The sequence below is a fragment of the Ruegeria sp. CDSC002 genome, assembly GCF_059610905.1.
Genome location: NZ_JBXWOM010000005.1, coordinates 49,346 through 71,023, shown reverse-complemented (window position 1 = coordinate 71,023; position 21,678 = coordinate 49,346). Strand labels below are relative to the sequence as shown.

The 21,678-nt window shown below is 56.0% G+C and carries 19 protein-coding genes; 7 read left to right on the top strand and 12 right to left on the bottom strand.

Annotated elements, in window-relative coordinates; translation table 11 throughout:
* Positions 1-3 precede the first annotated feature (3 nt).
* From AC2FJE_RS10770 to AC2FJE_RS10760, 3 genes are all read right to left on the bottom strand, one after another.
* Complete coding sequence (locus tag AC2FJE_RS10770) at positions 4-702, bottom strand: response regulator transcription factor (RefSeq protein WP_058274613.1); 699 nt, start codon at positions 700-702, stop codon at positions 4-6.
* Positions 702-2,567: a PAS-domain containing protein gene (locus AC2FJE_RS10765; RefSeq protein ID WP_496697732.1), complete on the bottom strand. Its 1,866-nt coding sequence runs from the start codon at positions 2,565-2,567 to the stop codon at positions 702-704. The genes AC2FJE_RS10770 and AC2FJE_RS10765 overlap by 1 nt, the downstream gene beginning before the upstream one ends.
* A 130-nt stretch (positions 2,568-2,697) precedes the next feature.
* Positions 2,698-4,230: a sulfatase-like hydrolase/transferase gene (locus tag AC2FJE_RS10760; RefSeq protein WP_496756080.1), complete on the bottom strand. Its 1,533-nt coding sequence runs from the start codon at positions 4,228-4,230 to the stop codon at positions 2,698-2,700.
* Positions 4,231-4,526: 296 nt separating this feature from the next.
* On the opposite strand from AC2FJE_RS10760, the gene AC2FJE_RS10755 reads away from it, so the two are divergent.
* From AC2FJE_RS10755 to AC2FJE_RS10740, 4 genes are read left to right on the top strand one after another with little or no spacing between them, the layout of a single operon-like run.
* Positions 4,527-5,651, top strand: a complete 1,125-nt coding sequence (locus tag AC2FJE_RS10755; RefSeq protein WP_496756082.1) for an MlaE family lipid ABC transporter permease subunit — start codon at positions 4,527-4,529, stop codon at positions 5,649-5,651.
* A 1-nt stretch (position 5,652) separates the two neighbouring features.
* The gene (locus tag AC2FJE_RS10750; RefSeq protein ID WP_496756085.1) at positions 5,653-6,468 is read left to right on the top strand and encodes an ABC transporter ATP-binding protein; all 816 of its coding nucleotides are present in this window, start codon (positions 5,653-5,655) and stop codon (positions 6,466-6,468) included.
* A 5-nt stretch (positions 6,469-6,473) separates the two neighbouring features.
* Positions 6,474-7,790, top strand: a complete 1,317-nt coding sequence (locus tag AC2FJE_RS10745; RefSeq protein ID WP_496756086.1) for an MlaD family protein — start codon at positions 6,474-6,476, stop codon at positions 7,788-7,790.
* Entirely contained in the window at positions 7,787-8,437 is a 651-nt protein-coding gene (locus AC2FJE_RS10740) for an ABC-type transport auxiliary lipoprotein family protein (RefSeq protein WP_282152106.1), read from the top strand. The genes AC2FJE_RS10745 and AC2FJE_RS10740 overlap by 4 nt, the downstream gene beginning before the upstream one ends.
* Before the next feature lie 43 nt (positions 8,438-8,480).
* Here AC2FJE_RS10740 and AC2FJE_RS10735 read toward each other — a convergent pair whose 3' ends face one another.
* The 3 genes from AC2FJE_RS10735 to AC2FJE_RS10725 all read right to left on the bottom strand — a co-directional run bounded on the left by AC2FJE_RS10735 (position 8,481) and on the right by AC2FJE_RS10725 (position 12,588).
* Positions 8,481-10,409 carry a vWA domain-containing protein gene (locus AC2FJE_RS10735; RefSeq protein ID WP_496756089.1) on the bottom strand — a complete coding sequence of 643 codons (1,929 nt, stop codon included), beginning with the start codon at positions 10,407-10,409 and terminating at the stop codon, positions 8,481-8,483.
* Complete coding sequence (locus AC2FJE_RS10730; protein ID WP_496706582.1) at positions 10,406-10,945, bottom strand: RNA polymerase sigma factor; 540 nt, start codon at positions 10,943-10,945, stop codon at positions 10,406-10,408. The genes AC2FJE_RS10735 and AC2FJE_RS10730 overlap by 4 nt, the downstream gene beginning before the upstream one ends.
* Positions 10,946-11,007: 62 nt before the next feature.
* Complete coding sequence (locus tag AC2FJE_RS10725; protein WP_496760931.1) at positions 11,008-12,588, bottom strand: FMN-binding glutamate synthase family protein; 1,581 nt, start codon at positions 12,586-12,588, stop codon at positions 11,008-11,010.
* A 216-nt stretch (positions 12,589-12,804) separates the two neighbouring features.
* Between AC2FJE_RS10725 and AC2FJE_RS10720 the strand changes: the two genes are divergently transcribed.
* Complete coding sequence (locus AC2FJE_RS10720) at positions 12,805-13,212, top strand: fluoride efflux transporter FluC (RefSeq protein WP_282119476.1); 408 nt, start codon at positions 12,805-12,807, stop codon at positions 13,210-13,212.
* Positions 13,209-13,571 carry a fluoride efflux transporter FluC gene (locus AC2FJE_RS10715; protein WP_282119477.1) on the top strand — a complete coding sequence of 121 codons (363 nt, stop codon included), beginning with the start codon at positions 13,209-13,211 and terminating at the stop codon, positions 13,569-13,571. Before AC2FJE_RS10720 ends, AC2FJE_RS10715 begins: the two co-directional genes overlap by 4 nt.
* Here the strand turns inward: AC2FJE_RS10715 and AC2FJE_RS10710 are convergent.
* Genes AC2FJE_RS10710 through AC2FJE_RS10685 form a run of 6 tightly spaced genes read right to left on the bottom strand, consistent with a single transcriptional unit; the run spans position 13,568 to position 20,099 of the window.
* A complete protein-coding gene (locus AC2FJE_RS10710; protein WP_496760930.1) occupies positions 13,568-15,091 on the bottom strand; it encodes a DHA2 family efflux MFS transporter permease subunit in 1,524 nt (507 codons plus the stop codon). The genes AC2FJE_RS10715 and AC2FJE_RS10710 overlap by 4 nt on opposite strands.
* Positions 15,088-16,068 (bottom strand): HlyD family secretion protein, encoded by a 981-nt coding sequence (locus AC2FJE_RS10705; protein ID WP_496756097.1) that lies wholly within the window; start codon positions 16,066-16,068, stop codon positions 15,088-15,090. The genes AC2FJE_RS10710 and AC2FJE_RS10705 overlap by 4 nt, the downstream gene beginning before the upstream one ends.
* 33 nt (positions 16,069-16,101) lie before the next feature.
* Entirely contained in the window at positions 16,102-16,428 is a 327-nt protein-coding gene (locus AC2FJE_RS10700; RefSeq protein ID WP_496756100.1) for a cytochrome o ubiquinol oxidase subunit IV, read from the bottom strand.
* Entirely contained in the window at positions 16,421-17,053 is a 633-nt protein-coding gene (locus AC2FJE_RS10695; RefSeq protein WP_496756102.1) for a cytochrome c oxidase subunit 3, read from the bottom strand. Before AC2FJE_RS10695 ends, AC2FJE_RS10700 begins: the two co-directional genes overlap by 8 nt.
* Positions 17,050-19,140 (bottom strand): cbb3-type cytochrome c oxidase subunit I, encoded by a 2,091-nt coding sequence (locus AC2FJE_RS10690; RefSeq protein WP_496760929.1) that lies wholly within the window; start codon positions 19,138-19,140, stop codon positions 17,050-17,052. Before AC2FJE_RS10690 ends, AC2FJE_RS10695 begins: the two co-directional genes overlap by 4 nt.
* Entirely contained in the window at positions 19,137-20,099 is a 963-nt protein-coding gene (locus tag AC2FJE_RS10685; RefSeq protein ID WP_496760928.1) for a cytochrome ubiquinol oxidase subunit II, read from the bottom strand. Before AC2FJE_RS10685 ends, AC2FJE_RS10690 begins: the two co-directional genes overlap by 4 nt.
* Before the next feature lie 199 nt (positions 20,100-20,298).
* Here AC2FJE_RS10685 and AC2FJE_RS10680 point away from each other — a divergent pair, with 199 nt between their 5' ends.
* The gene (locus AC2FJE_RS10680; RefSeq protein ID WP_432653521.1) at positions 20,299-21,522 is read left to right on the top strand and encodes a lytic murein transglycosylase; all 1,224 of its coding nucleotides are present in this window, start codon (positions 20,299-20,301) and stop codon (positions 21,520-21,522) included.
* Positions 21,523-21,678: the final 156 nt, after the last annotated feature.

Genomic DNA, 21,678 nt, shown 5'->3' with positions numbered 1-21,678 from the left:
TGCTTACCATTCAACATCACCCAAAAATATATATCCGGCACCATAGATAGTCTTGATCAGGCGAGGGTTTTTGGGGTCTTCGCCCAGTTTGGTCCGCAACCTGGAAATTCTGACATCCATCGCACGATCGAAACTGTCGCCGGCAGCGCCACCCAGGGCATCTTGCATCTGAGTGCGGCTGATCAATCGCTTGGGACTTTCCAGAAACAGCCTCAGAACTTCTCCCTCTGCATGACTGAACGGGGTCTCGGCGCCGGATCCGTCTTCTAGGATGTAGCGATCAAAATAAGCCGTCCAACCGTTGAAACGCGCCACGTCAGACTGTGTGGTCTGCGCCTTGGGGGACCGCAACCGCGCCCGAATGCGCGCCACAACTTCGGCAGGGTCGAATGGCTTGGTAATATAGTCATCCGCCCCCAGCTCCAAACCGGTGACACGATCCTGAACCTGAGCACGACCGGATATGATAATGACCGAAGCCCCCTGCTCCAGCGCCAACCGATGGACCAGTGCCAACCCGTCCGTATCCGGCAATGACAAGTCAACCAGACATACGTCCGGCGTGACCCGTTTGAGCGACGCTTCGAATTCCCGCGCGCGCGCAAAACTCTGGGTGCGAAAGCCTGCTTCTTCAAGCGCGTCGGTCAGAATGCGCCGGATCTCGGGCTCATCATCGACGATGGTCACCAGCGGTTGGGTCATCAGGCAGCCTCGTCACGGATCAGGGCGGACAGTTGCGCCCGGGTAAAGGGTTTCCGCAGCACCGGCGCACGTTTCAGCGCCTCGCGATACAACGGATCGGAATAAGGCAAGGATGTCATAAGGATACGGGGCAAGGCGGGCTCCAGTTTTGCCAAAAGATCCAAACCCGTCTCCTGCCCTTCAAGGCGAATATCGGACAGCACCAAAGCAATGTCTTTGACATCTTTTGCCAGGGCGATGGCTTCGTCACAAGACGTCGCCTCAATCACTGCAAACCCGATGTCGACCAACATATCGCGGAATTGACTGCGCAGATCGTTGCTGTCTTCGACCAACAAAACCAACCCCTCCTGTACCGGCGGGGCCGCACGGTACGGCAATCGCAAAATAACCGACGCACCTGACGGAGTGTTGCGCAGACTCAGGTCGCCCCCGGCCAACTTGACGGTGTCGTAGACCATCGGCAAACCAAGGCCTGACCCTTTGTCGCCTTTGGTTGTAAAAAATGGGTTCAGCGCCTTATCCAACGCATCTTTCGAAAACCCGGGGCCCGTGTCCGACACTGCTATTTCCGTCCATATCTCACCGATTGTGTGGGCGCTGATTGTAATCTGACCGGTTTCACCACAAGCGTCGCGCGCATTCAAAACCAGGTTCAGCAAGGCGTCCTGAACCATTCCTGGATCCAGCATAAGAGCTTTGTCAGGCAATGTATTCACCAACGACAGGCCGACCCCGCGCGGCAAAGATGGAGAGGCCAGAATGCGCAGATCTTCCAGCAGCCCGCGCATGTCTGTCGCTTTTGGCTGAGGTGTCCGGTTACCAGTCATATCCGCAATGCGATTCAGCAATTGTCCCCCCCTGCGTGCTGTCTGCTTGGTCGCGTCGATCAGTTCCAAAGCCTCTTCCGACAAATCCATTTTTTCCAGTTGAGACTGCATGCCCAGAATAATGGTCAATAGGTTCGAGAAATCATGCGCCAACCCGCTTGTCATCTGTGCAGCCATCGCGCGGCGACGGGTTTGCTGCAGCGCGACGCGCGCCTGCGTCTCTTCGGTGATGTCGACGGACATGATGTAAACGCCACCCTCGCCATCAGGCGTGAAGGATACGCGAATCCGTCTGGAATCCTGGTCTTCGGTAAACTCAAAAACAGAGGTCTCGCCAGCGTAGGCCTTTTGTAAATGCGTCTCGACGCGAGTAAAGGCAGCATTGCCCAACGCCTGCGAAATATGCATACCCAAAATCTCGGAAGGGCGACCGGGCATGACCGAGTTGAGCCGCCGGTTGGAGTAATCATAGCGGCCATCGGCATCTAGATGCGCAATATGGGCCGGCATCATTTCGGTCGTCATACGGGTGCGCGCTTCAATTTCGGTCAACTGGCGCTTGGCTTCTTCCAGCGCCGAATTTGTCGCCGCCAGTTTTCTGTTCGTTGCAGACAATTCTTCAGCCCGGTCGAGCAACTGGCCAGATAGTTCCTCGGATCGGGCACGCAGCAGGGCTTCGGCCTGTTTTGTATTTGTAATGTCGGTATAGACCGCCACCCACCCGCCTTTGGGTAGTGGGGCACCCTCGACCGAGATAACCTGACCGTTGGCACGAATACGTTCGATGTAATGAGATTCGAATGTCAAAGCCTGATTGACACGCAGATCGACGGCCTCTTCGACGTCATCGACATATCCATACTCGCCACTGGATGCGAGGTGCCGGATCGTATCACTGAACAACGCGCCGGGCTGGACAAGATGGTCCGGCAGATCGAACATTGTCTGAAACGGTCGATTGCTGACCACCAGCCGAAGCTGGCTGTCATAAATTGACAGGGCCTGGCCGATCAGGTTCAGACCAGCTGTCGTCATAGATTTTATCTGTTGCTCGGATATTTCCAAACCCATCCTCCCCGCGACACATGCGTAACACCGGATCTGTTACAGGTGTAGAGGGCAACAGCGCGACAGATTGGAAAAACTGGTCGCATATATTTTGCTTTCAATACCTGGGTTGGGTCTTGGGACCATCCGCCGTAATGGAATCCAGGGACAGCGTATGATCCATATTTTGCATCCGATGGCGCAACATTTGTCTGGATAGGCGCATCAAGACCGACATACATTCGGGATCATTTGCTTTGTTCCGCAATTCTCCACCATCTTGCTGATCAAACAGCATGGGCGGAAGGTCTGCGGCGAATTCGACCAGAGTGAAACGCTCATCCCTCAGGATGCCCAGACATGAATCGCTATTGCCCGTCCCCAAAACCTGCTGCCAGATCGTAGGTTGCTCTGGTTCGGCAAAATCCAATTCACTGAAGGAATATGTGCGCCAATCGTCGGGGATTTGCCCTTGCATCAGCGGCAGCAACGATCGGCCGTCCATGGAATTTGGGATCGGCTGGCCGACCCAATCCAATATCGTCGGGGTTATGTCGATGGATTCCGTCGGTACCGAGATCACCGACCCGGCATGCGATTGATTGTTGGGGTCCCTAATCATCAATGGCGTTTTATAGGCGGCGTCAAAGACCGCCATCTTGCCCCAGCTGTGTCGGTCGCCCAGCATCTCTCCGTGGTCCGCAGTGATGACAACCATCGTGTTGTCGTATTGGCCGCTATCCTTCAGGAACTGGACGACACGCCCGATGTGATGGTCAACCTCGGTCGCAAGGCCCAAGTAAACGGCGCGTAGCGATTGGGTTTTTTCAAGCGTCGGCTCAACCCCGTCAAAGCCCAGAACAAAATCACCGGCAGACGTATTGTCAATTGTCGGGCCAATAAACGGGTGCATCGCCCGCTCATCCAACGGATTGGAGAACCCTTCGGGCCGAGGCAGGGTCGCTGGGTCATACATATCGTTGTAGGGTGCCGGGGCGACCAATGGCGGGTGTGGTCGAATATAGGTCAGATGGGCAAACCAGTCTTGGCCAACATAAGGCGCCATGCTGTTCAAGAACACGTCCGTCAGGAAGGCAGTATCGCTGTCTTCCGCCCGATACATCGCAGGGTCATTCAATCGGGGATCACCCCCATCCGGCGCGACCGGCTTGTGAACGTCCCAGTAGTCTTCGAACGCATAACCCTTTTGCATCAGATGTCCGCGCCAAGGATAGGATTCCTCCAACCGCATTTCGAGGACCTCATGAAACCCAGCCATTGGGTGTTCATAGGATTTCAGGATCGGATCGTTGTGATCATGCACCCTAGGGTCGGCAGATGTATCCGTGTATCCAAACAGCATGGGCAGATAGCCGGCTTTGCGCATTTCGGTCGCGATGTTCGGGGTATCATGCCGCAACGGGGTTCCATTGCGAACCGACCGGTGGTTCATCGCATATTGCCCGGTCAGAATTGACACACGCGAAGGGCCACAGGGGTTGGTCACCGAAAAATGCCGGTCAAACGTCACCGCCTCGTCCATGAATGCACGCAGGTTTGGCAGATCGACATGGGCCGCTAAAGCGCCGTTCAGACAGTCGGCGCGCAACTGATCTATGATGATGAACAGAACATTCTTAGCGTGCCGCATTTCGCTCTCCCTGATTCCACGTCAGTGGCGCCAGACCGAACTCTGTCTTGGTTCGCAGAACCCCGCAACACCTGAGTCACGACCCATCGGATTTTCGCCCCGCGCGCCCTTGCAACAGAAGCAACAGATTAATTTGAAATGATCTTGCACCGGTCGGCCCAGTTGAGCGCAAAACCAACCTCAACCATGACTTTGGTGTCTGGAGATGTCACTTAGACGCTATTGAGCGGCAAGAAATACAACGTAGTTCGCAAAAATCCGTTGCAGGTCAATGTCCTTTGCCATCACATACGCTCATGACGCAGCCAGTGATACAGTCGGACCGTGACGCCAACGGCGTTTACCTGCGGGTTTCGGGTGATCTGGTGACTCAATCCCTGGACATAGTCGAAAAGGCGTTTGAAGGGTTTCGAGCAGACAGTAACGAACTAACTGTCGATCTTTCGAAGGTCGGAGCACTGGATACCGGTGGCGCATGGCTGATTGCCGATGTTGCGCGGCGCGCAAAGGCAAGTGGCGCAAACGTACATTATGAAGGGTTAAAGCCCGCTCATTCCGCTCTTTTAGAGACCGTGGCGGAAAACATTCCCGACGACCCCGGTGTGGCAACTGAAAAGCGCAGTTTTACCGACTGGGTCGCAAGTGTCGGGAAACGCACCGCCCAGGCCGGAAAAGACATGCTATCCCTGCTGGGCTTCCTGGGTCTGACGCTGCATCGCCTTGTCCGTACAATTCTAATGCCGCGCCGTCTGCGCAAAGCGGCCTTGGTCTCGCAAATGGAAGAGACCGGACTCAAGGCCATCCCGATCGTTGCCCTTATGGGGTTTCTGATCGGCGTCGTACTGGCCTTTCAGGGCGCGACCCAGCTAAAGCAGTTCGGCGCCGAGATTTTTGTGGTCGAACTGATTTCGATCTCAGTTTTGCGTGAGCTCGGCATTTTGCTGACAGCGATCATCGTTGCGGGGCGTTCAGGCTCGGCTTTTACCGCCTCGATTGGCTCGATGAAGGTTCAGGAAGAGATCGACGCAATGCGCACATTGGGTTTGGACCCAATCGAGGTGTTGGTGATCCCGCGTGTTGTTGCCCTGTTGATCATGCTGCCGATCCTTGGCTTCATCGCCGACCTTGCCGCCCTGATCGGCGGCGGATTGATGAGTTGGGTTGATCTGGGTGTCAGCCCCGGTATGTTCGTCACGCGCCTGAAAGAAAACACCGGTATTTGGCAATTCGCAATTGGCATGATCAAGGCCCCCTTCTTTGCTTTGGTCATCGGCGTAATTGCTTGTTGGCAGGCCATGCAGGTCAAGGGGTCTGCCCAATCCGTCGGGCAACGAACCACGGCTTCGGTTGTGCAATCCATCTTTCTGGTGATCGCTTTGGATGCTTTGTTCTCGATCTTCTTTTCGGTGATGGAGGTCTGAGATGGACGGTACGACGCTGGAACAGACATCAAAATCCGACGCTCAGCGCGAGGCGGTGATCCGCGTTCGCAATCTTACAAACCAGTTCGGTCCGCAAGTTGTACATCAGAACCTGAATCTGGATGTGTGGCGTGGTGAAGTTCTGGGGATCGTCGGTGGATCGGGAACCGGCAAATCGGTTCTGCTGCGCACGATTGTCGGCCTGAACAGACCCGCGGCGGGCAGCATTGAGGTGCTGGGTGTCGACGTATTGAATGGCCCGGAACAGGAACGCCGCCGGATTGAGCGTCGCTGGGGCGTTGCCTTTCAGGATGGGGCATTGTTTTCCTCGCTGACGGTCTTGCAGAACGTGATGGCTCCGCTGCGCGAACATACAGGGCTGAGCGAAAGCCTGATGTGCGCGCTTGGTAACCTGAAGATCAGCCTTGTCGGTTTGCCGCAACTGAGTTGCGGGAAATTGCCTTCCGAATTGTCCGGCGGGATGCGCAAACGCGCCGCCCTTGCCCGCGCCTTGGCTTTGGACCCCGAGATCGTATTTCTGGACGAGCCAACCGCCGGCCTCGACCCAATCGGCGCGGCTGCGTATGACGAGTTGATCGGTGAATTGCAGCATGCTTTAGGCTTGACCGTCTTTATGGTCACACATGACCTCGATAGTCTTTATGCCATTTGCGATAGGGTCGCAGTGCTCGCAGAAAAACGGGTTCTGGTTGAAGGTCCGATTGAAGAAATGACCAAAGTCGACCATCCTTGGGTTCAAGAGTATTTCACCGGCCCCCGGGCCCGCGCGGCGCAAGAGAAGGGGCAGGACAGGTAAAGGCTATGGAAACCCGGGCAAACTATATCCTGATCGGCGCGTTCACAATCGCGGGCATCCTTGGTGCCTTCGGGTTTTTCCTATGGCTCGCGAAATTCGAGGTGTCGCGCCAATACGCATATTACGACGTTCTGTTCGAAAACGTATCGGGCCTCTCCTCTGCGGGCGGCGTAAGCTTCAACGGCTTGCCCGTTGGTCAGGTGATTTCGTTGAACCTGGACGAGGACGATCCGTCAAAGGTGCGCGTTAAGCTTGAAGTAGATGCCGACATACCCGTCACCGAAGATACCATCGCGCAGCTACAATCTCTGGGTGTTACTGGCGTCAGTTATGTTGAGCTGACGGGTGGCAAAAGCAGCGACAAACCCTTGCCGGAAAACAGCGTAATCAAAAGCAAGCGCAGCGCAATTCAATCCTTGTTCGAAGGCGCCCCGAAAGTTCTGGATGAGGCGGTTACCCTGCTTGAAAGTCTGAACTCGGTCGTTGACGACAAGAACCGCCAATCCGTCAGCGAAATTTTGGACAACCTGGCTTCTGCGTCCGGCAGGCTGGACAAAACGCTGACAGATTTCGAAAGCTTGTCCACCGACCTTGGCGGCGCTGCCAAGCAACTGGGCAACTTTACAACGCGGCTTGATAAATTGGCCGATACAGCCGAAACCACCCTGACGACAGGGACAGACACACTCAAAAGCGTAAAAACTGCATCCGAGTCCGCAACGGAAACACTGAACAGCGCCAAGACAACACTTGAATCGGCCGATCGCATAATACAGGACGACGTGAAACCATTTATCGATCGGGCCTCAACATTGGCAGAACGCCTGACCGGCCTGTCCGACGAAGGCAGCGTTGCCTTGGCGACCGCGACCGAGACCTTTGTGAATGCAAACAAAACACTGGGGTCGATCACGGCAGCGATGGATACAGCAAACACCACATTGGCTTCTGCGGAACGCGCTTTTGACTCGGCCAATGAGGTCATCAACAAAGACGTCGGCGCAGTCATGGACGATATCCGCAATGCGGCCAATCAGGTCGCCTCAACAGTGTCTAATGTCACAAGCAAGTTGGACGAAATTTCGGCCGATATCCTCAATGCATCGCGATCGGCGTCCGAATTGCTGGGCACCATCGACGGCATCGTTCAGGACAACCGACGGCAATTGTCCGACTTCCTCCGCGTCGGCCTGCCGCAATTCACACGTTTCGTAGAAGAGTCGCAACGATTGGTAATCAGCCTGGATCGGCTGGTGGACAAGGTCGAACGTGACCCGGCACGCTTCTTACTGGGAACCCAAGCTTCGGAGTTTCGCCAATGATCAGGCTGTTTCTTTTGGTTCTGGCGTTGGGGTCGCTGGGCGCGTGCACCGGGTTGGGCACGCTGAGGCAGGCATCCAAGCCAAACGACCTGTATCTTTTGACGCCGAAAAGCACCTTTTCGTCTTCGTTGCCGCGCGTCCAAAAACAAATCGTTGTACAGGAACCGACAGCAACGGCGGCGGTCAATACCGATCAGATCGCTATTCAGCCGACCCCATTGCAGGTGCAATACCTACCGCGCGCCAGATGGGTCGACCGTGCACCGCTTATCGTACAGGCGCTGTTGGTCGAAAGCTATGAAAACAGTGGCAAGGTGGCCGCTGTTGGTCGCTCAACCGTGGGCCTGCGCGCCGATTATGTCATCGTTCCGGACCTACGCGAATTTCAGGGGTTCGTCGTCAGCGATGTTGAGGGGACAAAAACCATCCGCGTCGAAGTGCGCATGAACATTAAGATCATTGATGAATTCGAAGACAAGATCATCGCGTCTAGTTCATTTCGGGAAGTTGTTGCCTCTGCCAGCGATTCGACGCCTGACCTTGTGAAAGCCTTTGACGATGCTTTGGGCAGGACCATGCGCGACGCCGTAGAGTGGAGCGTGCGCCGGATCAACACACATGCGGCCAACAACCAAAGATCGTATTGACGGGACACGGGCGCTGCCCAACGCAGCGCCCCATTGCCCGCTGTTACCGTGACAACGTTTGCGCAAGCCGCATGAGCGTGGCAGCTTCGGCCCTGTACCCAAAGGGATCTTCACCGCGGGCTGCGTTTGCCAATCCGATCGCATCGTCGTAGGACCAGTTCCCCAGATATTCTGCACCGCGCAATAACTGCCCGAACCCGGCGATGGCATAGGAAAAGCGGACATCGTCTGAAACCTCGTCCTGCGTCGCCGCAATGGGCTGTTCGATCAACCGGCTCTGGTCGGACCCCGGCGTTTTATAACGCAGTTTGAAAAACCCGATCTCATCCGAACCGTCACGTACCACTTGGGCATTATAACGCAACGGATCGTTCAGGATCGCGTCTGAACCAACAGGCGTGACCTCGTAAATCGCCGTAACCGAGTGGCCTGCGCCGATATCGCCGGCGTCCACTTTGTCATTGGTGAAATCTTCCCGACGCAACGCGCGCGTCTCGTATCCGATAAGGCGATATTCGGCGATTTGTGACGGGTTGAACTCAACCTGGATTTTGACGTCGTTTGCGATTGGGAACAATGCGCCCGTCAACTGGTCGACCAGGACTTTTTGCGCCTCGCTCAGCGTGTCGATATACGCGGCCTGTCCGTTTCCGTTCTGGGCAAGTGCCTGCATCGTGGCATCGTCCAGATTACCCCGGCCAAAACCCAAAACACTCAGGAACGTACCGCTGTCACGTTTATTTGCTATGAAGTCTTTCAGCGCATCAGGATCAGACAAGCCAACATTAAAGTCGCCATCCGTTGCCAGGATGACGCGCGTGACCTCACCGTCAGCGCTCATGCTTTCGGCTACCTGATATGCCTGTTGCAACCCGGCCTGACCTGCGGTCGAACCGCCTGCCTCCAACTGGTCGAGCGCGCCGAGGATTTTGTCACGTTCCACGGCCGCGGTGGGTTCCAGAACCTGCCCCGCGCTTCCGGCATAGGTCACGATCGAGACCTCGTCCTCTTCTCGCAACTCTGACAGCATCAAACGGAACGATTGTTTTAACAGTGGTAGTTTGTTGGCATCATGCATCGATCCCGAGGTATCGATCAGAAAGACCAGATTAAGCGGCGGTCGGTCCTCAATCTGCGGCAATGCCCCTTGGATACCGACATGCACAAGCTGAGTACCCTCATTCCAAGGCGTCGGTGTTACTGTGATCGTCGGCCGGAACGGCGCGTCCCCTTCTGGTGCGGGATACGAGTAAGGAAAATAATTTACCATCTCTTCGACACGGACGGCATCCTTGGGTGGAAGCTGACCGCGCATAAGAGAGGACCGGACGATCGAATAGGAGGCCGTATCGACGTCAATTGAAAAGGTGGAAACAGGCTCTTCACTGGTAACTTTCAGAGGATTGGCTTCAGCGTTTGAAAACGCCTCGGTATCCGGGAAGGGCAGAATTCCCACCTCTGGTTCAACCATCATATGAGTGGCATCGCCCGAAGTGATGCCAAGTCGCGCAGTGTTTTCAGCAACCAAGCCCGAAACGCCTTGCTGAGGGGCGGCCGCTTTGGATCGCACGGGCGCGGCATACTCTTCAACTACGACCGGGGCCTCAACGACGAGATCTTCCAATGCGGCAGAATCTGCTTCGGGTGCGGGCGCAGGGCTTTCACTGCGCGATAGGGGCTGCACAACGATGTCGCGGGACTGCGGCACGAACATGATCAGCGCAACAGCGGCAATTGCGGTTGTGGCGGTCAGGGCGCCGCGATGGGACAAGGCATTCAACATGGATTTCGCTCCTTCTGTCATGCGGGCCATTGGGCCTCGCTTAACAGTCGGACGCACAGCAGCATGCGATCCTTGGTTGTGTGCAAATTTTTTCTGAGCCAATTTCAAGTTTTTCGCCCGCCGTTCGGCATCTGGTGCCGGCGTCGCGACATCCATCAAGGCTTTGAAATCATCAAGATCATCGGTCATTGTGCCAATTCCTCTTGTCGCAGGGCGCGCAGACGTTTGCGAATGTCGGACATGCGCCAGGACACGGTGCCTTCGGACACGCCCAGAACTGCAGCAGCTTCGGCGTGTGTCATTTCATCCTCTAATGTCAGGGCCAGAGTATCTTGCAATTCGGGTGGCAGAGACCGCATGGCGCGCTGCAACCAATCCAATGCTTGGGCCGTCTCGGTCGCTTCTGCCCGTCGCAATTGCTCCACATCACCCCACCCTGCGGCAGCGCGACTGTGACTTGCCTGGCGACGCCGGGCGTCCTCGGCCGCGTTGACGACAACGCGATAAAGCCAGGTCGTGAACTTGGCCTGCGCCCGAAAGCCCGCAATTTTGGTGGGCAGCGCCGCACAGATATCCTGTGTGAGATCCTCAGCCTGATCAGCCCGTCCGGTCAGACGAAAAGCCAGACGAAAGACCCGGTCGTAATGGCGCTGCAACAGGGTCGCAAACGCGTCAACGTCCCCGTCCGCAGCGGCCCTGGCCAAGTCTTCATCCGATGTTTTCATACGCATCACACTGAGTATGACGGATCAAAATCGTCAATCCTTGGCGAAATAGCCAAAAAAAATTAAAAGCGGTCCGCCGACGCGAGTTTCCAATCGGCCGCGTAGTCGGACGGTATTGCGTCTGTCAACAAAACGCCTTCGTCGATAAGGGTATAGAGTTCGGCATAAGACCGTTCCCGCTCGTCTGCCGTGCGGCGGCGGATATCTATCGGGTGAAGGTCTGACACTTTGTCTTTGCCCATAGCGCCCAAAAGTTCGCGGAAGCTTTCCAATGTCGCATCGTGAAAGCGGTGCACGCGCTGGCGTTTTTGTGGAACATTGACCGCCCTGCCCCGTATCGGGTCCTGAGTGGCAACGCCGGACGGGCAGCGGTTCGTATTGCAATGCAGCGCCTGAATGCATCCTACGGCAAACATCATCGCGCGCGCCGCGTTGCACATATCTGCCCCCAGCGCGAATTTTTCGACCATATCGTAGCCGGTGGCTACCTTACCCGAACAGATGATCCGGATTTTGTCGCGCAAACCGACGCCACGTAGGCAGTTGTTTACGAAAATCAGCGCCTCGTTCAGCGGCATGCCCAACCGGTTGGTGAATTCGACCGGGGCAGCACCGGTACCGCCTTCGGCACCGTCAATGGTGATGAAATCCGGCAGGATTCCTGTTTCCAGCATCGCCTTGCAAATCGCCATAAACTCGGACGGTCTACCAATACACAGCTTGAACCCGATTGGTTTGCCGCCAGACATTTCCCGCAGATGCTGCACAAAATGCATCAGACCGGTTGGACCTTCAAAAGCAGAGTGAGTGGGCGGAGATATCACGTCCTGATGTTCCGGCACGCCGCGAATTTCGGCAATTTCCTGATCCACTTTTGCGGCAGGCAGCACCCCGCCATGCGAAGGTTTGGCCCCCTGCGACAGCTTGATTTCAATCGCTTTGACAACGTCCTTTTTTGCCTTTTCGGCAAACAGGTCCTTGTCAAAACCACCCTCGGGCGTGCGGCAGCCGAAATAGCCTGTTCCGATCTGCCAAATGATGTCGCCACCCTCGGCCAGATGGTGCGGGGACAGGCCGCCCTCACCCGTGTTATGCGCAAATCCGCCGTCCTTGGCGCCGCCGTTCAGTGCCCGGATCGCATTGGCGCTGAGCGCCCCAAAGCTCATGGCGGAGACGTTCAGCCGCGACGCACTGTATGGCTGCGTGCATTGCGGCCCACCCAGCATGATCCGTTCTTCGCTTTGATCCACATGCTTGGGCGCAAGCGAGTGGTTAGCACGATGATATCCGACTGACAGGACGTCGTATTGCGTACCAAACGCCTGCGTATCCACCTGTCCTTTGGCCCGCGAGTAGACAAGCGATCGTACGATCCTATTGAAAGGGCGGCCGCTTTCGTTGGTTTCCACAAAATACTGCCGGATTTCCGGGCTGACGAACTCCAGCATATACCGGAAATGCCCCAGGACCGGATAGTTGTTCAGCACGTTGTGTTTGGTCGTCAGCATGTCGTAAAGGCCGATCACGGCATATGGAATGAGCACCACCAGCAACCAATGGGCGGGCGGCCAGAAAAAACCCCACAACAGGGTCAGCGGCAGACACACATATGCAATGAAGTAATAGAGTCTGCGTACAATCATTCGTGCTCTCCCAGGGTCGCGTGCTTGCCAGCCTGCTGCAGCAGGCGAGGTGTTCGCCAAACGTGGGGCAAATCGCTGTTAGATTGCAAGCGATTGTGCCCGCCTTCACGCAAACGGGCGAAGATGTGAAATGTAGTCCGGACATTGGTCACGGTTGATCCGGGCAACGCCAGCTATTATGCCCGAAGAAACGGGATTGGGGCAGGACGGTAGGCTGTGACACAGAAACGAACGCATGTTCGGACCACGGCATTGATGTTCGGAGCCGTGTTCATTGGTGGCGCAGTTGGGTCGCTGCTGCGCGAGTTGTTCTCGGTGAGCATACCGCATGCCGGATTTCTGACGCAGACCTTTGGCATCAATATCGTGGCCTGCTTCATACTGGGATGGCTGTATTCGGTTCGAAACCGCGTCCATGCCCATGTGCTGCATCTTGGAGCTGTTGGCTTTTGTGGTGGCCTGTCGACCTTTTCCTCGTTTGTTTCCGATTTGGAGCGGTTGGCATTGTCTAACATATGGGTTGCGGCTTCGGCCGCCGCGTTGGAAATCGCGGCGGGACTGGCAGCCGCCATTTTGGGTGAGGCTATCGGAAGGCGCTTTCATCCGCCGAGGGCGACTGAATGACCGAATTGTTCCTGCACGCGATGTTCGGGTTAGGCGGCGGTTTAGGGGCCGTTTTGCGCCACTGGATCGCTCTGCGGATTGTCCATGACCTGCCGTTTTCAACTCTGATTGTGAACATCCTGGGTAGTCTGCTGCTGGGGTTGTGGATCGGCTATCTCGGCGGATCAATAGAGATGGGCGAAGAACAAAAACGCCTGGTCTTTGGTTTTTGCGGCGGCTTCACAACGTTTTCCAGTTTTGCCTATCAGTCGCTGGAACTCAGACGCGAACGAACCATCGCGCTGGCGGCGGCCAATATATTGCTCAGCCTGGGTCTTTGCTGGATGGCGCTGGCATTTGGCTTGTTCCTGATGCGTTAATGTGCAGGCACTGACGCCTGCGTTCCAGGTTTAGGTGCTTTGCAAAAGAACAGCAGCGGAATGGTCGCCAAAGCCAAAAGCCCCAGATTGTTGAAGACGGTCAGATATGAAATCAGTTCAGCCTGCTGCGCGATCTCCTGCCCCAGAATGGCCGCCCCCTGCGCACTGTCTGACGTCAGGTTCAGTGGCGCAAGATAGGCTTGGGCGGCGGGGTTATAGGGGGTCACGTTTTGGCTGAGAACTGCCGTGTTTGTTTGAAGGCCCCGAACCACCCAAGTTCCGACCAAGGAAATTCCGACTGATGATCCAAGCTGACGGGTCACATTGAACAGGCCGGATGCCTCATCCTGCCGCGATTTGGAGATGCTTTCGAAGGCCAATATCGACATCGGCACAAACACCAGCCCCATTCCCAGACCGCTTACTGCTCCTGGCCAGGCAAGCTCCCAAAATCCAGCATCCATGTTGAGCCGTCCCATCATGAAATTGCTGACAGCCGTCAAAAGCATACCGAGCCCCGCCAGGATGCGCGGATCGAAACGCGTAACCAGAACAGCGCCGGTCAGGACCATCGACAGCCCGGCGGCGACCCCTCGCGGGATAAAAAGATGGCCCGATGTGATGACTGGATAGTCCAGCAAGTTCTGAACGAAAGTCGGCAGGATCGCGATACCTCCGAACAGGGAAATGGCAAATCCGGCGATAACCAGATTGCACAGCGCAAAATTGCGATCCGCGAAAAACCGCAAATCGACAACCGGCTTTTCCGTGGTCAGCACATGGATGATAAACCCAACCGCGCCCAAAACCGACGCGATGAGGGCAACCTGAATGACCCGTGATGACAACCAGTCCTTGGTCTCTCCCTGATCCAGAACAAATTGCAGGCAGCCTATGCCAATGGCCAAAAGAGCAAGGCCTTTCCAATCGATGCGAACCTCTTCGGTTTCGTCATCCGGCAACTCTCCGGCCAACAAAAGCAACGCCATCGCGGCTACCGGCAGGTTCACGAAAAACACCATTCGCCAAGAGAAATACTCGGTCAGGATCGCCCCAACTGTGGGCCCCAACACCGGTGCTACGACGACTCCCAAACCGAAGACCGCCATCGCCTGCCCACGTTTTTCACGGGGATAGGCGTCGAAGAGAATGGATTGGGACAACGGGATCAGAAACGCCCCGAACATGCCTTGGGCCAGGCGAAAGGCTACAATGGTTTCAAGGCTCCAGGACAGGCCACACATGACCGACATCGTCGCGAACCCGGTCACAGCGGTCAGGATCAGACGTCGACGGCCGACACGGCGGGCGACAAAGCCCGTCAGTGGCATGACCACAACGGCCGACACAATATAACTGGTCAGTATCCACGTGGCCTGATCGGTTGTTGCCCCGAATGCCGCCTGAATATGGGGCAGCGCGACATTGACGATTGTACTGTCGAGCACCTCAAGAATAGCGCTGAGGACAACAGCAACCACAATCACCGGATTGATGTGGCCTGCTGCCGGGGATGTCATTTTTGGGCCTGCGGTGTGGTATCCACGGTCACCTTGCTACTGCCACCCACCCGCAATGGGGCATCCGTAGGATCAAGTTCAACCCGTACCGGAAAGCGCCGCGTGACCTTGACCCAATTCCCGCTGGCGTTCTCGGATGGCAACAGCGAGAACGTATCCCCCGACCCCCGTCCGATTGACGCAACTTTGCCCGTCAGGGTGACGCCCGGCATCATGTCGATCTTTACCGTGACCTGCTGACCCGGACGAATGCGCGGCAGTGATGTCTCTTTGAAATTGGCGTCCACCCACCAATCAGACGACTCAACGATCGAAAACTGCGGCGCGTTAGCTGAAACCGACGATCCAGGCCTGAGGGTCAGGTTGGCGATCCACCCATCTGCCGACGCAAAGATCTTGGTCCAATTTTGATTGGCCTGCGCAATTTCCACTTGGGCGCGCGATGACAGTATATCGTCCTGTTTGGCCGCCAAACCACTTTGCAAGGCCAACAGGGCGGATTGGCTTGTGGTAAGTTGCGCCGCGGCGCGCGCAAATTCCGAACTGGTCTGATCCAGGGACGCCTGCGCCAGATCACCGTCTGAAAACAGCGCCTTAGCACGTTCCAGATTACTCTGAGCCGTATTGTAGGCCGACTGCGTGCTGTCGACCACCGCTTGTGCGGCCGCGATCTGTGTACTGTAAGACTGCGCCTGCTGAACCGCGCTGTCGAGGTTGGCCTTGGCCTGATCGACCGAAGCTTTGAATTGCGTATCGTCGATCGTAAACAGCAAGTCCCCGGTTTTGACCGGCTGGTTCTCAATCACAAGCACTTCGGCAACCTGACCGGTGACTTGTGGTGCCACGTATATGATATTCGCCCCCACATAGGCGTCATCGGTCGAGGGGTATCGTTCCTGATGGCGCCAGTACAACAGCAGCCCGACGGCAATTGCGCCCAAGATGACCACCGCGCCAACGACCTTGAGAGATTTCATGAACCAGCCCCCTTCATTTGGCTTGGCCAGACGTCACATTGGAAACGTGTGCATCCGAACCGCCAGATTACCCATGATCCAAACAGTTCCAAGAATGATGATCAGCAGCACCATCGTGGAAAACAGGATAAGGTCCAGATCTTCGCGGCTGCTGCGACGTCGGTCGATGTGCAAGAAATAAACCAGCTGTACGATCAGCTGAGCCAATCCGAGCAGGCTGATTGCAAGGTAAACGCCCTTTGTCTCAATGCCGTATCGGTAGGCGATTCCAAATACTGCAAAGGTCAACAATAACGACCCACCATAACCGATTACATAGCGACGACGCTCGCGGCGATGCATTTCGCTGCGCCTATCCATAGGTCAGCCCTCCGAAATAAACGATAGTGATGATGCCAATCCAGATCAGGTCCAGAAAGTGCCAGAACAGCGCCAGCCGCACCACGCGAGACATCAGCAAATCGGTAAGGCCAAAAATTCGTAGCTGAATACCCAGCACGATCAACCAAATGCACCCGACCGTGACGTGCAGACCGTGCAAAGGCACCAGCCCATAGAATGCTGACAAAAACCCACTGCGCTGTGGGATACCCCCCTTTTCGGCCATCGACATGAAGTCGCGTATTTCCAGAACCAAAAAACTGAGACCAAGAACCAGTGTCACGAAGAACCAGAATACGATCCGCCACCGCGGAAGGTTGTATTTGAGCGCAAGCATTGCCAGACCCACAGTAAGACTGCTAGTCAAAAGGATCAGCGTCTGGGCAAAGATGCTTTTCAGGTCGAACAATTCGTGCGGCCCCGGTCCGCCTGCCTGCGCATCAATCATCGTTATGTAGATCGCGAACATCAGCCCGAAATAGACCAGATCGCTCATCAAAAAGACCCAGAACCCGAAGGTGACGACTTCGCTTGCCTTGTCGGCACTTGCGTGCCGCCGTCCAAGGTTCAGGCCGGGATAGCTGTGGGTGGGCGCGCGTTTCATGTCACGGCCTCCAGATCAGGGCGGGCTAATCCGCGATTTTCCGGGGCAGTTTCGTGATCACGGTCAACGGGCGTAGAATTGTGAACCAGATCCAACCAGGCTTCGTGCTGCTTACGCACGTCGCCTGCCGGAATGACCCGCTCTGTTTCGGCCTTGAACGTCCATGCGATAAAGGTCGCGAGCATAAATATTGTCATCAGCGCCGCCAGCCACCAGATCCACCAGACCAACGCAAACATCCAAACCCCGCTGAGTACGCAGAGACTGAACCCAATTCCAGTGTTCAGCGGAACCGAGATATCCTCATAGGCATCGGGCGACGGGTACGCGTTGCCGCGCTCTTTCGCGGCAGCGAAATCGTCACGATCGGTCACATGGGGGATGATGGCAAAATTGTAGGAAGGCGGCGGGGCCGGGATCGACCATTCCAACGTATGCGCATCCCACGGATCACCGACCGGAACGCGTGCCTTTTCCCGATCACGGATACTAACCCACAGTTGCACGATCACCGACAGCAAAGCCGCCAATATGATCAGCGCGCCGACGACGGCGACGATCATGTACGGGTGGAAGCTCGGGTCCTCCCAACTGAATGACCTGCGTGGCATTCCCATCAGGCCGACGAAATACAGCGGCAGGAATGTCAGCATGAACCCGACGGTCCACAACGCAACCGAGACGCGGCCCCAGAATTCGTTCAGGCGGAACCCGAAAGCTTTGGGGAACCAATAGTTGTATCCGGCAAGCAGTCCGAACAGCACACCCGGCAACAGGACATTGTGGAAGTGGGCGACAAGAAATAGCGTGTTGTGTACCTGATAGTCCACTGTTGGGTTGGCAAGGATCACGCCGGAAAGCCCGCCGATGACAAACAACATCAAGAAAGACAACCCATAGAGCATTGGCACCGAAAACCGGATACGCCCGCGGAACAGGGTAGCCATCCAGTCATAGACCTTCACCCCTGTCGGGATAGCAATTAGCATTGTAGCGATGCCAAACACGGCGTTGATCAGCGCGCTTTGCCCCATGGTGAAGAAATGGTGCAGCCAGACAGTGAATGACAACACTGCAATCGACATGGTGGCGATAACCAGCGAGTTGTAGCCATACAGGCGCTTGGCCGAGAATGTTGCGAAGACCTCAGAGTAGATACCGTAGGCCGGCAGAACCAGCAAATAGACTTCGGGATGACCAAACAGCCAGAACATATTGGCATAGTTCATCATGTTGCCGCCAAGGTCGTTGGTGAAAAAATGAAAGTCCAGATACCGGTCCGCTGCCAGCATCAGGGCGGCAACACCCAGAGGCGGCATGGCAAAGACAATCAGGATCGAGCTACAGATAATTGTCCAGCAATACATCGGTAGCCGCATGAATTTCATGCCAGGTGCGCGCAACTTATAGATCGTGACAGCAAAATTGATGCCCGTCAGTGTTGTTCCGACACCAGAGACGACGATCGCCCAGATCCAGTAGTCCGGACCGACACCGGGGTTGAACGCCGCACCGGTGTATGGCGGATAGGCTGTCCATCCGCCGGTCGAAAACTCGCCCACCACAAGCGACACCATCAGCATCATCCCGGCTGAGACGGTCAGACCAAGGCTGATCTGGTTCATCACAGGAAAGGCCACATCGCGCGCACCGATCATCAGCGGTATCAAGAAATTCGCTAACCCAAACACAAACGGAACGGCGACAAAGAAGATCATGATCGTGCCATGGGTACTAAATAGCTCGGCGAAATGCTCGGCCTCAAGAAATCCATCGCCCGGACCGGCCGCCTGCTGCGCCCGCATTACCACGCCTTCCAAAACGCCGCGCGCAAGCATGACGATTGCAAAGACGATGTACATGATGCCGATCTTCTTGTGATCCGCACTGGTTAGCCAATCGCGCCACAATGGTCCCCAAAGGCGAAACCACGTTAATGATCCAACGACAACGATGACACCGACAATCACTATCGCAGCGGCAGCGTTGGCGACAATCTCGTTCGTGTTGGGATTCTGAATAAGCCCCGTAATCGGAAACGCGTCCCAATTCAGGCGGCCGAAGAAGCCAGAACCATTGGTGGTCATTGCTGCGCCTCCTGCCCGAATTCTACCGTCCCCGGCTGCTGGTCGGCGGTCAGAGCATTGTTGCCGTGATACCGATGCACAATTGAATGAAACAGGTTGCTGTCCTCCAGCGTGAAATACAACGCGTTATCTGGCATTTGCTCGGTTCCCAACGCGGCTTGAACCTCGTCCCGGTCCGTCCGCATGGCCAAAATGCGATAGGTCTCGTCATTCAGCGCAATGCCGTTACTGCGCACCTCGTCGACCCATTCGTTGAATTCCGCATCGGACATGGCAACGGTTTGGAACTTCTGTTTGGTGAACCCGCGCCCGTTATACTGGGTGTTCTCGCCCTGCATTGTTGCAGCCACATCCGACACGACATGCAATTCCGTAGTCATACCGGGCATTGCATAAATCTGGCCTGCCAAAGCAGGGATCATGAAGGACTGCATCACAGTATCGGTCGTCAGTGTCATTGCGACCTGCTGTTTGACGGGGATGCCAAGCTCTCCGACGCTGGCGATGCCAAGATCGGGGTAGATAAACAGCCATTTCCAATCCAAGCCGACGACCTGAACGTTCAGCACAGGCATTTCGCCAAAGCGATCCGAATATGGGTCCAATCGGTGAGTCGCCTTCCACAAATAGAAAGACAGCAGCACGACAATCAGGACCGGCACGCCCCACATAACAAACTCCAACGGACCGGAGAAATCCCACTTGGGCCGGTATATGGCTCCGCCTTCTTTGCGCCGCCGATACCGAAATGCAATCAGCGGCACCAGAACAAGAACCGGAACAACCGCCAACAGGATCAGGACAGTTGCGCGGAAAAGATGCACTTTTTGGACAGCGGCAATCGGACCTTGTGGGTCCATGAAACTGTCACTTGCACCGGCAGCTTGCGCCGTAGCAGAGAGAGCCGCAGCGACAATCACAACCTGCATCGCCTTTGGTGACATTCGGAATAGGGCCACGCCTGATTGTCCTCCTAAAGCAATCTCTCGCGCCAACTATCGGCAGACAAATGAAATTTCTCAAGGCTTTTTCCCAAATAGGTCGGTGCTCGGCCGCCGACCCTGATCAACGGTGGGAATAGGCGCAGACAAAACCACGGGGAAACCGCTGTTGACTTGCGGCTTTGACCAAGCCAGACCTTAAGCGATGCGATGGATCATGTTCGTCCTGGGTCTTTGGTGCCTGTCCACAAGTGCAACCGCGCAAGATCGTGCTGCGGTTGAAAGACAATTCCAGTCTTGGCTGCAAGACACCATCTGGCCAAAGGCCAGAGCCAAGGGTGTTTCCAGGCGCACGATGCAACAGGCCTTTGACGGTGTGACGCTGAACTGGAAATTGCCGGATCTGGTGCCTCCGGGGCAACCGATCAAAACCCCGAAACGGCAAAAACAGGCTGAATTTGGCTCCCCGGGTCGATACTTCAACGCGGGCTCCGTTCAGGGCGCGACATCCGTCGGGCGGCAGATGGCCCGGCGACACGCCGCAACCTTGGCGCGCGTCGAGGCCGAAACAGGCGTGCCCGCCCGCATCATTCTGGCCATCTGGGGTCGTGAGAGCGGCTATGGGCAAGTTCCCATTCGACACAACACCTTCCAGGTGCTGGGCACCAAAGGGTTCATGAGTACCCGCGCTGACTATTTTACCAAAGAGCTGATCGCGGCGCTGCAAATCGCCGAAGCGGGCGATGCACCGCCGGGCACAATGAAAAGCAGCTGGGCAGGCGCTTTGGGCCAACCGCAATTCATGCCCTCCAATTTCCTGACCTATGCGGCCGACGGGAACGCGGACGGGAAAGCTGACATTTGGACCTCAGCCGAAGATACAATTGCCTCTATCGGGAATTATCTGGCGCAGCATAGCTGGAGGGCCGGGCGCGATTGGGGGTTCGAAGTCGTTGTTCCTGACACCATATCCTGCGCGCTGGAAGGTCCCGACCAAGGCAGACCCATTAGGGACTGGGCCGCAATGGGAATTGCGCGCATGTCCGGCAAGCCGTTTCCAAAACATGAAATGGCCGGAGAGGGGTATTTGATGATGCCCGCAGGGCGGAACGGACCTGCCTTTGTCGTCACGCCGAACTTCTATGTCCTCAAGGAATACAACAAAAGCGATCTGTATGCCTTGTTCGTTGGACACGTCGGAGACCGCATTCAATATGGCGTTGGCAATTTTTCTGGTCGCTGGGGCAAGATCGACGCCATGTACCGATCCGATATCGCTGCCATGCAGCGCACACTGGAACAACAAGGGCACGACGTCGGAGGGGCGGATGGCCTACCCGGGTTCAAAACCCGTCGTTCGATCGGACGCTGGCAAGAATCGATCGGCCAAGCTCCTACCTGCTTTCCTGATGCGGGAATGAAGGCCAGCCTGAAACAGTAGCGATTCGCCCTGATCCAGATACCCCTCAGCTGTTTGACCCGACGGAAACAACCAAACGAAAATCGGCAGCCTTCACGAAAATGTCACGAAGCCTCCGAGTTTCAACATAAAATTTCCACTGCACCCCCGTTTCCATTCACATTCCACCTATGGTTG

Bases quoted from the DNA above. Each gene is read 5' to 3' on its own strand.
- AC2FJE_RS10770 (WP_058274613.1), bottom strand. From the start codon at position 702: ATGACCCAACCGCTGGTGACCATCGTCGATGATGAGCCCGAGATCCGG.
- AC2FJE_RS10765 (WP_496697732.1), bottom strand. From the start codon at position 2,567: ATGACGACAGCTGGTCTGAACCTGATCGGCCAGGCCCTGTCAATTTAT.
- AC2FJE_RS10760 (WP_496756080.1), bottom strand. From the start codon at position 4,230: ATGCGGCACGCTAAGAATGTTCTGTTCATCATCATAGATCAGTTGCGC.
- AC2FJE_RS10755 (WP_496756082.1), top strand. From the start codon at position 4,527: ATGACGCAGCCAGTGATACAGTCGGACCGTGACGCCAACGGCGTTTAC.
- AC2FJE_RS10750 (WP_496756085.1), top strand. From the start codon at position 5,653: ATGGACGGTACGACGCTGGAACAGACATCAAAATCCGACGCTCAGCGC.
- AC2FJE_RS10745 (WP_496756086.1), top strand. From the start codon at position 6,474: ATGGAAACCCGGGCAAACTATATCCTGATCGGCGCGTTCACAATCGCG.
- AC2FJE_RS10740 (WP_282152106.1), top strand. From the start codon at position 7,787: ATGATCAGGCTGTTTCTTTTGGTTCTGGCGTTGGGGTCGCTGGGCGCG.
- AC2FJE_RS10735 (WP_496756089.1), bottom strand. From the start codon at position 10,409: ATGACCGATGATCTTGATGATTTCAAAGCCTTGATGGATGTCGCGACG.
- AC2FJE_RS10730 (WP_496706582.1), bottom strand. From the start codon at position 10,945: ATGAAAACATCGGATGAAGACTTGGCCAGGGCCGCTGCGGACGGGGAC.
- AC2FJE_RS10725 (WP_496760931.1), bottom strand. From the start codon at position 12,588: ATGATTGTACGCAGACTCTATTACTTCATTGCATATGTGTGTCTGCCG.
- AC2FJE_RS10715 (WP_282119477.1), top strand. From the start codon at position 13,209: ATGACCGAATTGTTCCTGCACGCGATGTTCGGGTTAGGCGGCGGTTTA.
- AC2FJE_RS10710 (WP_496760930.1), bottom strand. From the start codon at position 15,091: ATGACATCCCCGGCAGCAGGCCACATCAATCCGGTGATTGTGGTTGCT.
- AC2FJE_RS10705 (WP_496756097.1), bottom strand. From the start codon at position 16,068: ATGAAATCTCTCAAGGTCGTTGGCGCGGTGGTCATCTTGGGCGCAATT.
- AC2FJE_RS10700 (WP_496756100.1), bottom strand. From the start codon at position 16,428: ATGGATAGGCGCAGCGAAATGCATCGCCGCGAGCGTCGTCGCTATGTA.
- AC2FJE_RS10695 (WP_496756102.1), bottom strand. From the start codon at position 17,053: ATGAAACGCGCGCCCACCCACAGCTATCCCGGCCTGAACCTTGGACGG.
- AC2FJE_RS10690 (WP_496760929.1), bottom strand. From the start codon at position 19,140: ATGACCACCAATGGTTCTGGCTTCTTCGGCCGCCTGAATTGGGACGCG.
- AC2FJE_RS10680 (WP_432653521.1), top strand. From the start codon at position 20,299: ATGTTCGTCCTGGGTCTTTGGTGCCTGTCCACAAGTGCAACCGCGCAA.